This is a genomic window from Lysinibacillus sp. FW301-JW8, from assembly GCF_058788755.1.
The window spans coordinates 128,885-143,294 of the sequence record NZ_JBYTBB010000002.1 but is presented as its reverse complement, the minus strand read 5'-3'; the positions used below and the strand labels follow the sequence as shown (position 1 = coordinate 143,294).

13 protein-coding genes are annotated in these 14,410 nt (G+C 39.0%); all 13 read right to left on the bottom strand.

Annotation, left to right across the window (positions count from 1 at the left end):
- Window positions 1–37 precede the first annotated feature (37 nt).
- The gene (locus AC3WOM_RS01650) at window positions 38–1,051 is read right to left on the bottom strand and encodes a sugar ABC transporter substrate-binding protein (RefSeq protein WP_492444569.1); all 1,014 of its coding nucleotides are present in this window, start codon (window positions 1,049–1,051) and stop codon (window positions 38–40) included.
- Between the two features lie 12 nt (window positions 1,052–1,063).
- Window positions 1,064–1,924, bottom strand: a complete 861-nt coding sequence (locus AC3WOM_RS01645; RefSeq protein ID WP_492444567.1) for a nitrilase-related carbon-nitrogen hydrolase — start codon at window positions 1,922–1,924, stop codon at window positions 1,064–1,066.
- Between the two features lie 27 nt (window positions 1,925–1,951).
- Window positions 1,952–2,806 (bottom strand): polysaccharide deacetylase family protein, encoded by an 855-nt coding sequence (locus AC3WOM_RS01640; RefSeq protein ID WP_492444565.1) that lies wholly within the window; start codon window positions 2,804–2,806, stop codon window positions 1,952–1,954.
- Window positions 2,807–3,001: 195 nt separating this feature from the next.
- Complete coding sequence (locus AC3WOM_RS01635; RefSeq protein ID WP_492444564.1) at window positions 3,002–3,346, bottom strand: hypothetical protein; 345 nt, start codon at window positions 3,344–3,346, stop codon at window positions 3,002–3,004.
- Window positions 3,347–3,388: 42 nt separating this feature from the next.
- Window positions 3,389–3,949, bottom strand: coding sequence for a nuclease-related domain-containing protein (locus AC3WOM_RS01630; protein ID WP_492444562.1), 561 nt, complete (start codon window positions 3,947–3,949; stop codon window positions 3,389–3,391).
- Window positions 3,950–4,179: 230 nt separating this feature from the next.
- Window positions 4,180–4,482, bottom strand: coding sequence for a rhodanese-like domain-containing protein (locus AC3WOM_RS01625; RefSeq protein ID WP_492444560.1), 303 nt, complete (start codon window positions 4,480–4,482; stop codon window positions 4,180–4,182).
- A 108-nt stretch (window positions 4,483–4,590) separates the two neighbouring features.
- Window positions 4,591–4,821 carry an RNA chaperone Hfq gene (gene hfq / locus AC3WOM_RS01620; protein WP_054770660.1) on the bottom strand — a complete coding sequence of 77 codons (231 nt, stop codon included), beginning with the start codon at window positions 4,819–4,821 and terminating at the stop codon, window positions 4,591–4,593.
- A gap of 110 nt (window positions 4,822–4,931) precedes the next feature.
- Window positions 4,932–5,834, bottom strand: a complete 903-nt coding sequence (gene miaA / locus AC3WOM_RS01615) for a tRNA (adenosine(37)-N6)-dimethylallyltransferase MiaA (protein ID WP_492444557.1) — start codon at window positions 5,832–5,834, stop codon at window positions 4,932–4,934.
- A complete protein-coding gene (locus AC3WOM_RS01610; protein ID WP_492444555.1) occupies window positions 5,821–6,738 on the bottom strand; it encodes an alpha/beta fold hydrolase in 918 nt (305 codons plus the stop codon). Before AC3WOM_RS01610 ends, miaA begins: the two co-directional genes overlap by 14 nt.
- A gap of 4 nt (window positions 6,739–6,742) precedes the next feature.
- Entirely contained in the window at window positions 6,743–8,389 is a 1,647-nt protein-coding gene (locus tag AC3WOM_RS01605) for a glycerol-3-phosphate dehydrogenase/oxidase (RefSeq protein WP_492444553.1), read from the bottom strand.
- Between the two features lie 18 nt (window positions 8,390–8,407).
- A complete protein-coding gene (gene glpK / locus AC3WOM_RS01600) occupies window positions 8,408–9,904 on the bottom strand; it encodes a glycerol kinase GlpK (protein ID WP_492444551.1) in 1,497 nt (498 codons plus the stop codon).
- Between the two features lie 24 nt (window positions 9,905–9,928).
- Complete coding sequence (gene mutL, locus AC3WOM_RS01595; RefSeq protein ID WP_492444549.1) at window positions 9,929–11,797, bottom strand: DNA mismatch repair endonuclease MutL; 1,869 nt, start codon at window positions 11,795–11,797, stop codon at window positions 9,929–9,931.
- Between the two features lie 14 nt (window positions 11,798–11,811).
- Complete coding sequence (mutS, locus tag AC3WOM_RS01590; RefSeq protein ID WP_492444547.1) at window positions 11,812–14,379, bottom strand: DNA mismatch repair protein MutS; 2,568 nt, start codon at window positions 14,377–14,379, stop codon at window positions 11,812–11,814.
- Window positions 14,380–14,410 lie beyond the last annotated feature (31 nt).

The following is a 14,410-nucleotide window of genomic DNA, read 5'->3' as shown; positions in this document are numbered from 1 at the left end:
CCCGTGAACTTGCCCTATATTTTTATAATGGCTCAATCTAATATTCTGGTAACCCTTTTGTCTCAAAATCTGCGATATTATTTTTATTTACATAAGGTGTACCTGGTAAAATATCCTCTTGTGTTAAATCATAAAAGGATTGATAATCCTTCCCTTCAAAATGATTTTTAATCGCTTCCATTCCTTTTTGTACCTCTTCTTTTGGAAGCATAATAACTGTTTGTTCAATATCACCGTTTCGGACTGCTTCAAAGGACCACTCGTCCCCACCGAAATCATAAATTTTTACTTTTCCTTTTTTACCCGCAGCATTCACTGCCTCTACAACTCCTGCTGACATTCCTGAATAGTTTGAAAAAATCACCTTCAAGTCAGGATGAGCCTGCAATGCGTTTTGTGTAACTTGGAACGCTTGATTGGCTGTGTAATCTGTTGAATATGGACCAATGATTTGCCATTTATCATTATTAGCTATTTCAAGCTCCATGCCTTTTATATTGTTTAAATAGGGTGTACCAGTGGATGGACCACCAATGATGGCAATTTTCCCACCATCTGGATTGTTTGCAACAATATCTTTGTAAATATCCTGATAAACATTTACACCTTGTCCACCTACAAACGTAAGTGTTCCCTCAGCAGCATCATCCACTGCTCCGCACAATTCAATATTAATGGCCGAAACAGCAATATTTGCTGGAAGAACTGAGCTTTGAACCAAATCACAAAGCTGATTGCCATCCACCGCTTCTATTAAAAAAGCGTCAAACTTTTTTTGTGCTACTGCATTTTGAAGCTGATTTAGCTGTTTAAGCGGATCAAAGCCGCCATCAAATATTTCTATTTTCCAACCGTATTCCTTTGCTACTTTTTCTGCTTCTTTAATGCCTGTTTGTAAATAATTATTACTGGCACCTGCAGAGAAAAAGGCTACCGTTTTCTGATCATCAGATGATTGCTTGTCATCCGAGCTGCCTGCATCATCCGTACTACTACATGCTGCCAAAATAACAGCAAAAACTAACAAACAAACTGTTAACCATTTCTTCATGTCATACACCTCTTACATATTATATTTTTGATATACATCATTTCTTCGTTTCCTATCATGGAAAGTAGTAGCTACACCACTTTTTCTTTTGTCATATAACGTGTCCATCTCTAGTATAGAGGTAATAACCTCAAAATCGCTTGTAGTACATTCTTCCATTATTCCGTTAGATGTCCATGGAAGCTCACATGGCGATAAATTGGCAGAGTTGCCAAAGCCAGTTTCGATAACGCCATCCACCTCCCCAATAATAGGAGAATGAATAACGTATAACTGATTTTCAATACACCTTGCTTCTGCACAATGACGAACACGCCAAAAACCATGCTCAGTAAATGTATAGGAAGGACAGAAAATGATATCCGCTCCTTGTCTACTATAAATTGTCGCTATTTCAGGTATTTCAATTTCATAGCAAATAGCTACACCAATCCTTACCGGACCAATATCAAATGTCTCAAGGATATCGCCTTCTTTTGTATCCCAATCAGATTCCGCTGGGAAAATATGCGTTTTTCTATGCTTAGCATAATTACCTTTTCCATCAAAAATATAAGCTGTATTATAGGTATCCGGTCCTTCCTGCTCAAGCGTGGAGCCAGCAATAATAACTTGATTTCTAGCTTTAGATAACGTATTAAACAGCTCAATATAATCATTTAAAAAATTAGCAAGCTTACTATTATCTCGACTTGTAAATGTGTGATAGTCCCCATAGGTTGTCAGTAGACCAATCGTTACTAGCTCCGGGAATAAAACATAATCGCTATCTAAAGGAATATCTTTAAAAATACGTTGGACCGTATTGGCAAAATCCTCAAAGGATGAATAGCTTTCAAATTTAAATTGAACATTCGAAACCTTTACTTGCATGGATGTATTTCCTCCTTTTTTAAACTATTAATTAGTATTTTCCTCATATGCCAAGCAAATATTTTCAAGTGTTGTGAACCAAGCTCCTTTCTCTTCCATATATTGAATTAGCTTTTCTAGCATTTGAATATTATGTGCTCGTCCTATTGTTTGAGGATGAACGGTTAAAATATAACAGGCCCCCTCTAAATGATCGACTGCATAATCAAAAATAGATTTCCAGCGCTCATATACTTCTGTGTTTGAGCGAAGGCCCTCTCCTCCTCCAATCACATATTCTTGGGTTGGAAAATCATCTAAATACCATGAAACGGGAATTTCAATAACATGACTTGGCGGGCCAAAAGTATTACCATTGTCAAAATCGACATTTACTTCTCTTGGGCGATATGGATGTAGATCATTACCCATTAAGCTACTATCATATTTAAAATTATATTTTTCTAATAGCTTTAATGTATTTGGGCTGTAATCCCATGCTGGTGAACGATAGCCCACCGGTTCAACCCCAACTCGCTTTAAAGCCTCTAATCCCTTTAACATTATGGATTCCTCTTGCTCATAGCTCATATCTGTTGGATTTTCATGCGCGTAGCCGTGATGGCATATTTCATGTCCAGCTTTAATAATATTTTTAACAGTTTCCGTATGTGTGTCTATCGTATGTCCTGGAATACAAAATGTTGTTGCAATATTATATTTCTCAAATAAATTCAATAATCTTGGCACACCGACCTCTGCTCCAAACTCACCTCTTGCTAAATAGGCTGGAGATGTTCGCCCAAACGTGCCATACCATACAGATGCTGCATCAAAATCTACACCAATGTTTACTGCAACTTTCTTTCCTTCAGGAATTTTCACTCTACCAGTACTTTGCATATCAATTCCTCCTTCGTTTAATTACAACAAAAATATACATAATTCTGACTATTTTTAAAAATGCAAAAAATTAAAAAGCAGCTATTTTTTAAATAAACACAAAAAATAGCTGCTTTTTACATTAATCTTCTCATTGGTAGTTTTTATGTACTTCAATAAGATATACGATGAAGACCGCTTTCATCGTGTATCTTTCTAATCTAAAATTTTATAATAGCTATAGCGGTTATTCCCTATCTTTTCAAGCTTCAATGCTTTTACAATACGGTAGGCAATATACTTGCTTGGTATATTGAATTCTTGGCATAAGGTGTTTGTGGTAATATAGCTGTCCCGTAAAAGACGGTAATCCTGTAATGATTGTAGAAATGCCTCATTATTTTCTACACCACAGCTTCGACAAAACCAGGAGCCATGTCTATAAAACATGCTCTTCTCATAGGCACACATTGGACATAGAACCCCAGATCTCCACTCATCTTTCGTTAATTTCTGTTCCCATAATTTATCTTGACGTATAATTGTTAAATGGTTTAGCAACCTTCGAAAATCACTGGTTGCTAAAGAATGTTGGTCAAAATATTACTGCTGTTGTCTTAAGAAATAAGGTAAACCTACACTATGCATAATTGGACACTCCTTACTTAATTGACCAATTACGGTAGATTGATTTGCAATTACTATCACTTTCACAATTGGAAGTTCTATATTTAGTTGCTTTAACAATATTTGAAAATAACACTGATGTCGAAATAGTTGGTCCACTGGATAGATAATACTGTCTATTTTTCCATCCAAAGTTGTTCGAATGCATTGTCTCTTTACATCATCAAAGTCAAGTCGTCCTAAAATATTTTTAATTTCGATTAAGCATAGAAAATGTGGTGTCACGAATAGCGTATCGATTTGATGTGTAAAGCCTGAATCATTGACAAAACAATAATCATGGAATATATGATAGGGGAAAGTGAAGTTCATTTCTTGCAAAAGTCGATCAACTCGGAGCTCACCTTGAAAACCTGCACTCAATTTTCGATGTAGCTCTAGAAAATACTGATAATTTGGGGATGTTTTTGGGAGTCTTCGTAATATTGCTTCAAGCTTTAATAATTTATGGGGCTTTTTTCGCTGGATTGTTTGCAATTTATCACCACCTTTCTTGTACTTATCATATCAGTTAGACTGAATTGCGTTCAATCATGTATTTTTCTCTTGCTATCAAGCACAAGCAGCCTTCTATCTAGCATAAATACTAATTAATCCTGCACATATTTCCCTCTATTCAGCAATCCCCCCAGCAAAACACAAATTTCCACTTGTATTCGACAAAATAAAAAGCCCTCGCATACAACACGAAGGCTTTAAAATCACTATTATTTAAATTCTAACTCGCCATCATAGGCAAGCATGCCACCTTCAAGGTTTGTCACATCAAAGCCCTGAGCTACTAAGTATGAGCAAGCATTTGCTGAACGACCGCCAGCCTTGCAAACAATAATATATGGCTTCGTTGCATCTAATTCCTCTAAACGTTCTGGAATTGTTCCAAGTGCTATATGCTGAGCACCAGGAATCATACCTTGCGCTACCTCATCATCCTCACGAACATCAATAATGTAAAGATCTTCATTAGCGTCTAATAGTTCTAATAATTGCGTTGTATCCATTGATTTCATAAAAGTTTGTCCTCCAAAATATCAATTTCCTATTACATTATAGCCCGAAGGCAAAAAAACAGCTAGTGTCATGAACACTAACTGTTTTCATATCGTATTTACAAGCTTTTATTGCTCTGTTTCTAAAAAATCTACTTGCTTTACAGGAACGAATGTAGAAATAGCGTGTTTGTAAATAAGATGTTGCTTACTTTCAGCATCAATTAACAACACAGTAAAATTATCATAGGATTTTACAGTTCCTTTTAATTGAAAGCCGTTTAATAGAAACACAGTTACAAATACACTGTTTTTACGTAGATGGTTCAAGAACGTATCTTGCAAATTAATAGACTTCATCAAATGTGCCTCCCTACTCTCTTTCTACCTCTTCATTCCTATAGTAGCATGTTCTACCATTTTAGCAATTAGTAATTTTTAGAAATTTCCCATTCTGTAATGTGGAAGTTTTAAATTTGTTCACCATTTGAAATAAAATAGATATCCATTTTATTACGGAAATAAGTTAATTGTCTTTTGGCATAGCGACGAGAATTTTGCTTTAAGCTATCAAGTGCTACATCGAGTGAACATTTGCCATCCAAATAATCATACAATTCCTTATAGCCAATCGCTTGAATGGACTGTACACCTCGAATATTTTGCTGCCATAAGCCTTTTACTTCCTCTAACAGACCTTTGTCCATCATCACATCAACACGGTGGTTAATTCGATCATATAGCTCTTCCCGAGACATATTTTGACCAAGCCCTAAAATAACATGGTTATAGAGAGGAATCTCACCACGATTTTGTGCCTCGGAAGCCTTAGAAACACCATTAAGCTCAATCATCTCTATTGCACGTATTACACGACGGGTATTATTGGGATGAATGGACTCCGCTGTTTGTGGGTCAAGCTTCTTGAGCTTCGCATGCATCGCATCAGGTCCTAATTTTTCTAGCTCTTCATAATAAGCCTTTCGTGCCATCTCATCTACCTGCTCCTCTGTAAATTGAAAATCATAGAGCACTGCCTGCACATATAAACCAGAGCCTCCTACAATAATAGGTAGCTTCCCCTGTGCCCGAATTTCTGCAATTTTCGCTCGCACCAATCTTTGATAGTCTGCTACTGAAAAAGCCTCCGTTGGCTCCTTAAAGCTAAGTAAATGATGTGGCACACCCTCCATCTCTTCGTCGGTAATTTTAGCCGTACCAATATCCAAGCCTTGATAGACCTGCATGGAGTCACCGTTTATAATTTCACCATTATATTTTTTTGCCAGCTCAATACTTAATGCTGTTTTACCTGAAGCAGTTGGACCAACAATTGCGATGACCTCTGCCTGCCTTATTTTATCTTGTATCATATTTTTCTAACCACCGTAATAAAACTTGATAGACTGCTTCTTGGTTATCCTCGTTCAAAATTTCATGTCGCTTATCCTCAAATAGATAGACTGTCACATCCTGCAAGCCTGCCGCAGTGAATTGCTCAGCAACAGCATAAATTCCCTGTCCTTGATCTCCTACTGGATCCTTGCTACCACTTATCAAAAGAATAGGAAGATCTTTTCTTACGTTAGCAATTTCTTTTTTTCGATTTAAGGTCATAAAACCTGTTGTTAAATCTACAAAAAATTGATTTGTCGGGATAAAACCGCAATATGGATCATCTATATATTTTTGCACCTCGTTTTCAACAGAGCATAACCAATCATACGCAGTCTTCGAATTTGGAAACTGCTTATTAAAGCTCCCAAAGCTCAGTTTATTTAATAGCTTACTTTCTGTCTCTTTTCCAAGCTGCTTTGCTAAAGTTCTCGCTACCATATTTCCCATCGTATGCAAGGTTGTTACATGCCCTGTTCCACATAGAATTACCCTATCAACATGGTGACTGTACAGTTGCATATATCTTCTCGTAATAAACGATCCCATACTGTGTCCAAATAGGATGAAAGGGACATCTGCAAACTGTTCATGTAATGCTGTGACAACTTCATGGGCATCCTCTACGACTCGATCAAATCCATTTTGTTCAGCAAAAAAGCCTAATGTACCATTATAGCCTGCCGTTTCGCCATGCCCTCGATGATCATGCATGGTCACTGCATACCCAGCTGCCGTTAGAGCGCTAGCAAACTTTATATAGCGCCCACTATGCTCCGCCATGCCGTGTAAAATATGGATATGGCCAATACATGTACCTGCTGGCTGTAATGTACGCGTAAAGACAAAATGGCCATCTGACATTTCAAAGTAACGTTCCATTTCCCTACACTCCTTCTTCCACAAAACTTGTTGCATCTAAAATGGCCTGCTCTAGATGTGCAATATACATGTTCTTTTGTGGTTCTGTATAATGTAAGCGTTGCTGCATCACTTGAATAACCTGTTGTTTATAACGTTTGACTGCATCAATATCAAAGTATAACAAGCCTGTACGACGAATAAAGAAATCACTTGGTGTGTATACCATCTCTGCCTCAATACCATAAAGAAGCATTGCATGAAGAGCAAGTGGCATCGTACTACCATGCTCATGTAAATATTTTACCTGATCAAACAATGCATCGACATTTGTGCCATATTTTTGAACAAGCATTTTTGCTTCATCATAGTTAAGCCCATACTGAACGCCTTCTCTTGCTTTATAGGCTGTATAATCTGGGAAATTAATCGCATTTATGCCCTTTGCACCGGAAAGTGATAATTCACGCGTTATACATGTACTTGCATGCTTGTATCTATGCGTTTTAACAATTTTATCAACAATTGTTTCTGCCATTTGACGATAGCCTGTTAATTTTCCACCAGCAATTGTCATGAGTCCACTTGGAGCCGTCCATAATTCATCCTTTCGAGAGATTTCAGATGGATTCTTTCCTTTTTCAAAAATAAGTGGGCGTATGCCTGCCCAGGAAGATTCAATTGTTTCTCTTGAGATATTTGCTGTTGGAAAAACAGTTTTAGCTGCTGCAATTAAATAATCAACATCCTCTAGTGTCGCAAAAGGATGTGCTGGGTCTCCCTCGTATTCTGTATCTGTCGTACCTACATAGGTTTTACCATCACGCGGAATAGCAAAGGCCATTCGACCATCCATGATATCGAAGTACACAGCTTGCTTTAACGGGAAATCCTTTTGATCCAGAACAATATGGACCCCTTTCGTGAGTCGTAATTGCTTTTTGTCTGTCACTTTATCCTTTTGACGGACTGCATCCACCCATGGCCCTGTTGCATTGACAATTTGTGCAGCATGTACTTCTATCGTTTTCCCTGTTACATGATCCTTTACTTGCACACCTACAAGCTTTTTCTTATGATATAAAAATTCTGTCATCTCTGCATAGTTCATGCATAATGCCCCATATTCCACTGCTTTTTTTAGTACTTCAATAGTTAGACGCGCATCATCTGTCCGATATTCAACATAATAGCCTCCACCAACCAGCTCATCTTGATTGAGTAAAGGCTCAAGTGCTGCCGTTTCCTGTGCACTTAGCATTGTTCTACGTTCATTCTTCTTGACACCTGCTAAGCGATCATAGACCTTCAAGGCCAATGATGTAGTTAAAGGTCCAAGTGAGCCTTTTTTATATAATGGTAGCAGCATCTTTTCAGGTGTTGTCACATGTACGGCATTATCGTATACAATTTCCCGTTCACGACCAACCTCTGCCACTACGCTTACATCAAATTGCTTTAAATATCGAAGTCCCCCATGAATAAGTTTTGTAGAACGACTAGATGTGCCAGCAGAAAAATCCTGCATCTCAATCAAAGCAACTGACAATCCTCTAGATGCAGCATCCAGTGCTATGCCTGCACCTGTAATACCACCACCAATGATTAAGACGTCAAAGCTATATTGTTCTAAAAAATGCATAATTTTAGGACGATGCTCAAATGAAAACATATCTTTTTCCCCCATCAGCTATGATTTAAATATTCTTGTAGCCGTTACAGCTCTTTGCCAGCCCTCATAAAGAGCTACTCCTGCTTCCGCATTCATTTTCGGCTGATACGTTTGCCCATGCATCCATAATGCAGACAATGCCTCTTGATTTGGCCAAAAATTCGTCGCAAGCCCTGCTAAATAAGCTGCTCCAAGTGCTGTTGATTCATTAAGCTTAGCTAGCTCCACCTTTAACTGCAAAATATCACTTTGGAACTGCATTAAAAATTCATTGCTTACCGCTCCACCATCTACTCGTAGCACCTCAATAGGCGTACCCGCATCTTGCTCCATTGCATCAAGCACATCTTTTGTCTGATAGGCAAGTGATTCCAGTGTTGCACGAATAAAGTGCTCCTTGGATGTTCCTCGTGTTAAACCAAAAACGGCTCCTCTTGCATCGGTATCCCAGTAAGGAGTCCCTAAACCTACAAATGCAGGTACAACATACACACCATCCGTGTTTTCCACCTTACTCGCATAGGTCTCTGAATCCTCGGCTGTACGAATCATTCGCAAGCCGTCACGTAGCCATTGTATTGCTGAGCCTGCAACAAATACACTTCCTTCTAATGCATAGGTTACTTTACCATCAATTCCCCAAGCAATCGTTGTTAATAAACCATTTTCTGATTTAACAGCCTGCTCGCCTGTATTTAATAGCATGAAACAACCTGTGCCATACGTGTTTTTAGCCATCCCCTTCGTGAAGCATGTTTGACCAAAAAGCGCTGCCTGCTGATCCCCTGCTATCCCCGCAATCGGAATTTCCTCACCAAAGAAAATACTCGGCGCAGTATGTGTATAAATCTCTGAGGAATTTTTTACATTTGGCAACATTGACATTGGAATTTCTAACAATGTGCAAAGCTCTTCATCCCACTTCAAGTCATGGATATTGTAAAGCAAAGTGCGCGCTGCATTTGAATAATCTGTAATATGTGCCTTTCCTTTTGATAATCGCCAAACAATCCAAGAATCAATCGTACCAAATAATAAATCTCCGTTTTTTGCCATTGTCCGTGCGCCATCAACATGATCTAAAATCCATTTAATTTTTGTTGCTGAAAAATAGGCATCTAAACGTAAACCTGTTTTTTGCTGAAAGAGCTCCTCTAGGCCTTCTTGATTCTTTAAGTCATTCACAATGTCCTGTGTTTGTCGAGACTGCCAGACAATGGCATTGTATACTGGCTGACCTGTATGCTTATCCCATACAACGGTTGTTTCACGTTGATTAGTGATCCCAATCGCATGTACTTCACTAGCTTCATGCCCACTTTCTGTTAATACGGCTGCTATCACGGCAAGGATAGAGCCCCAAATTTCATTGGCATTATGCTCTACCCAACCAGCTTTCGGAAAGTATTGTTGGAATTCCTTTTGAGCTACATGAACAATTTTGCCCTTTTTATCAAACAAAATTGCTCTTGAGCTCGTTGTGCCCTGATCAATAGCTAAGATAAATTCACCCATTCATTCTCCCCCTTTGATACAGATCTACATAACCCGTTTAAACATTTTTTCCACTTCATAAGTTGTAAAATGAATGAGCACTGGCCGTCCGTGTGGGCATGTGAATGGATTGTCGGCATTTCGTAAATCATTCAATAGTGTTACCATTTGCTCTCTCGTTAAAAAATGATTGGCCTTGATTGATTTTTTACAGCTCATCATAATTGCCGCTGCCTCCCGTAATTTCTTAACGTCTGCCTTTTTCGTGGTCAGTACCTGTTCAATTAGATCTTCAATAATTTCCTGTTCTTCCCCTTTAGGAAACCAGCTAGGATGCTCCCTCACGACAAATGATGACTGTCCAAATTCCTCTAAAAATACCCCAACAGCCTCTAATTCTTGCCTATTCTCTCTTAATAGTAGTGCCTCATCAGCAGCATAGTGGAAGGTTAATGGCAGCAGTAAAGCCTGTCGTTCATTTGGATTCACCATACCAACCTTTTCTCGGAAAAATTCATATTTAATACGTTCCTGTGCTGCGTGTTGATCGATTAGATAAAAGCCATCCTCCATCTGTGCAACAATATATGTGCCATGAATTTGCCCCACTACTTCCAGTGAAGGAAATGGTTCTTTTGTAGAATTAACAATTGGTTCTTGCTGGGCTTCCTCAACTATCACATTTTGAATGGGTTTTTCCTCGATTAGCTGTGCAGGTTCAAAGCTTTCTTCAACAGGCGGAGGAAATGATTCTGGTATTGATTTTATAGGCTCTAGCATGCTCGATTCCTGAACGGTTTGCACATCATATAGCTTTTCTACAATGGCATTCATTTTCTCCACATCTAGCTTCGGGGTTGGCTTCCAGATATTTAACTGCTCTGTTGTAGACTTCACTATCTTTTCTTTCTTCTCCATTTGCGGCACTCTGATTACTTGGCGTATTGTTTCCCGAATAGTCTCCTCAATAAGTTTAAGTAGCTCTGGTTCCTTACTTAAACGGATTTGATGTTTGGCAGGATGGACATTGACATCTGTTAAATAGGGATCTCCCTCTATAAAGAGTGCTACGATAGGAAATCGCTCAATCGGCAAGTACGTATGATAAGCATCGACAATCGCTTTTTGCACTAAATAATGCTTGACCCAACGACCATTGACAAAGAGAGACATATAATTTTTCGAGGCACGTGTCACTTCAGGTAATGATACAAAGCCAGAAACTTTATAATCATGTGACTCCCCCTCAAAGGGCACCATTTTCTTGGCATTATGCACACCGTAAATAGCTGCTAATACTTGCTGCACGTCACCTCGTCCATTTGTTTGTAGCAACTGCTGACCATTATGTAGCAATCTAAACGCAATGTGTGGATTTCCGAGTGCAAGACGGTTCACCAAATCGATTGTATGTCCGAGCTCGGTTTGTATCGTTTTCATATATTTTAAACGTGCAGGTGTATTGAAAAATAACTGTGCCACTGTTATATCTGTTCCTTTTCTCAGTGGACCAGGCTTATGTGTCACCACATGCCCACCCTCCAGCTCTAAATACGTACCTGATTCCCCGTTAGATGTAATAAGTGTCATTTTAGAAACTGAAGCAATCGAAGCCAATGCTTCACCTCGAAAGCCCAGAGTACGAATGCGGAATAAATCATGCTCTTGATGAATTTTACTTGTCGCATGACGAGAGTAAGATATTAGTGCATCCTCTTCATCCATTCCACTTCCATTATCAATCACCTGAATTGAAGTGAGACCCGCTTCTAGTAAAAAAACATCGATGGACGTACTACCTGCATCTATGGCATTTTCCACAAGCTCTTTCACAACAGAGGCTGGTCTTTCAACTACTTCCCCTGCAGCTATTTTATTGGACAGCCATTCGTCCATAATTTGTATTTTTCCCATTGCGCATCACTCCTTTATTTTTTAGCATTAAGTAACTGCTGCTGTAGCTCATATAATATATTCATAGCTTGCATGGGCGAAGTGCCTAGTATATTGACTTTTTCTAAATTTTTCAGCACCTCTACCTCGACAGATGAAATCGGCTCTTCCTCTGAAAATAGCGTCATTTGAACGGGCTGTTCATTACTCTCTTGAGGTGTAGCTACTTCTTTCCCAGCCTCAAAGTTTTCAAGCAGCACACGTGCCCGCGATAAAATCTCCTCTGGCAATTGAGCAAGCTGTGCTACATGAATACCGTATGATTTATCTGCTGCACCCTTTTTGACCTTGTGTAAAAAAACAACTGTTCCATTTTTTTCAGTGGCTGACACATGAACATTTTGTAAACGTGGCAGTTCCCTCTCAAGTGCTGTTAATTCATGATAATGAGTAGAGAACAGCGTATTTGCTCCAATTTTATCATGGATATATTCCATCATGGATTGCGCAAGGCTCATGCCATCATAAGTGGAAGTACCTCGCCCAATTTCATCAAACAGCATTAAACTATTTTTCGTAGCGTGCACAATGGCGTGCTGAGATTCTAGCATTTCTACCATAAACGTTGATTGTCCTGCTGCTAAATCATCCGCTGCCCCAATACGTGTAAAAATCTGATCTGTAATAGGCAGTCTCGCTCTTTCAGCAGGCACATAGCAGCCCATCTGCGCCATAACGACAATCAGTGCAACTTGACGCATATAAGTACTTTTACCAGACATATTCGGACCTGTTATGAGCATCATATTATTATTTTCCTCAAGCACACAATCATTAGGCACATACATTTGCTTATTGAGCATTTTCTCCACTACAGGATGACGCCCTTCTATAATTTCTAAGGAGCGACCACCATGGAATTCAGGCTTCGTAAAGCGATACTTCTCAGAAACACACGCAAAACTTACTAACACATCTATCTCACTAATGCTTGCTGCTAGTGCTTGTACTCGTGGAATAAATGCCTTTAATTCATCACGGATTTCCACGAACAAGTTATACTCTAATGCTAAGCTTTCTTCCTCTGCATTTAAAATTAATGCTTCTTTTTCCTTTAACTCCTGCGTAATATAGCGTTCTGCATTCGCTAAAGTTTGCTTGCGTTCATAGCGTGTTAAATCAGCTAGGTGGATATTTGATTTCGTTATTTCAATGTAATAACCAAAAATTCGATTATAGCCGATTTTTAAGTTTTTAATACCTGTTTTTGCCCGCTCCTCTTGCTCTAACTGTGCAATCCAATCCTTGCCATTGCGTGAAGCATAGCGCAGCTCATCCAATCGTTCATCATAGCCGTCACGAATGACGTTACCCTCTTTAATTGTGATCGGTGGGTTATCTGTAATCGCATGAGCTAATAATGTCTCTACATCTGCGCATGTATCCAGTGCAGTGCCAAGTTGTTGTAAGGTTTCTTGATTGGCGCTTAGCAATTGTTGCTGAATGACAGGCACCTGACGTAACGAATCACGAAGCTGTGCTAAATCACGACCCCCTACATTTCCAAAAGCAACACGGCCCGCTAAACGCTCTAAATCATATACTTGCTTTAAGGAAGCCTGTAGCTCTGTTCGAACAAAATATTCTTCTAATAAATCTGACACAATGCCCAGCCTAGCCTCTATGGCTGAACGTGTAGCAAGTGGCTGATGTAGCCATTGCTTTAGCTTCCGCCCACCCATGGCAGTCACAGTATCATCTAATAGCCATAAGAGTGTACCTTTTTGATCGCCACCGCGTATTGATTGAATAAGTTCTAAATTACGCTTTGAACTAGAATCAATGCGTAAGTAATTTTTCATTTCATTATAGGTAAATGCTTGAATATGTGATAATGAACGCATTTGTGTTTGATCGATATAAGCCAGCAAACGTAGACATGCAACTTGTAATTTACCTGGTACAGCTTCTAAATAGTTTGTAGCTTTATCCATAGCCATTTCATCGTTTACAACAGATAATACGATTCCAGCATTTACTGCATGCTCCGCTAATAAAAGCAGTAAACTTTCTGTTACAATCAGTTCACGCACTCCATATGCCTGCATTTGTAGCAAAAGTGCCCGGCCATCTCCCTCGATGGAGGATACAACCGCTTCACCAGTGGAAAGATCTAAATAGGCATAACCAAACGTTATTTCATCAAGTTGCTCCGCTGCACCAATAAAATGATTGGATTTTCCTTCTAGGGATTTACCCTCCATTATCGTACCTGGTGTAATAAGCTGCACAACTTCTCGCTTCACTACACCTTTTGCTTGTTTTGGATCTTCTGTTTGCTCACAAATGGCAACCTTATACCCTTTTTGCACCAGTGTTTCAATATAATTTTTCGCCGAATGATGCGGTACACCACACATTGGGATACGCTCTTTTGCACCTGCATCTCGGCTTGTTAATGTGATTTCTAACAGTTGTGAGGCATTAATAGCATCCTCAAAAAACATCTCATAAAAATCACCTAATCTAAAAAATAAAAAGGCATCTTTGTAATCTTCTTTTACCTGCAAATATTGTTGCATCATTGGTGTATATGTAGTCATAGTTAAATTTCCCTCGCTCTTGCCAGATAGA

Coding starts and splice junctions, on each gene's coding strand:
- AC3WOM_RS01650 (WP_492444569.1), bottom strand. CDS start 1,051: ATGAAGAAATGGTTAACAGTTTGTTTGTTAGTTTTTGCTGTTATTTTG.
- AC3WOM_RS01645 (WP_492444567.1), bottom strand. CDS start 1,924: ATGCAAGTAAAGGTTTCGAATGTTCAATTTAAATTTGAAAGCTATTCA.
- AC3WOM_RS01640 (WP_492444565.1), bottom strand. CDS start 2,806: ATGCAAAGTACTGGTAGAGTGAAAATTCCTGAAGGAAAGAAAGTTGCA.
- AC3WOM_RS01625 (WP_492444560.1), bottom strand. CDS start 4,482: ATGAAATCAATGGATACAACGCAATTATTAGAACTATTAGACGCTAAT.
- hfq (WP_054770660.1), bottom strand. CDS start 4,821: ATGAAGTCTATTAATTTGCAAGATACGTTCTTGAACCATCTACGTAAA.
- miaA (WP_492444557.1), bottom strand. CDS start 5,834: ATGATACAAGATAAAATAAGGCAGGCAGAGGTCATCGCAATTGTTGGT.
- AC3WOM_RS01610 (WP_492444555.1), bottom strand. CDS start 6,738: ATGGAACGTTACTTTGAAATGTCAGATGGCCATTTTGTCTTTACGCGT.
- AC3WOM_RS01605 (WP_492444553.1), bottom strand. CDS start 8,389: ATGTTTTCATTTGAGCATCGTCCTAAAATTATGCATTTTTTAGAACAA.
- glpK (WP_492444551.1), bottom strand. CDS start 9,904: ATGGGTGAATTTATCTTAGCTATTGATCAGGGCACAACGAGCTCAAGA.
- mutL (WP_492444549.1), bottom strand. CDS start 11,797: ATGGGAAAAATACAAATTATGGACGAATGGCTGTCCAATAAAATAGCT.
- mutS (WP_492444547.1), bottom strand. CDS start 14,379: ATGACTACATATACACCAATGATGCAACAATATTTGCAGGTAAAAGAA.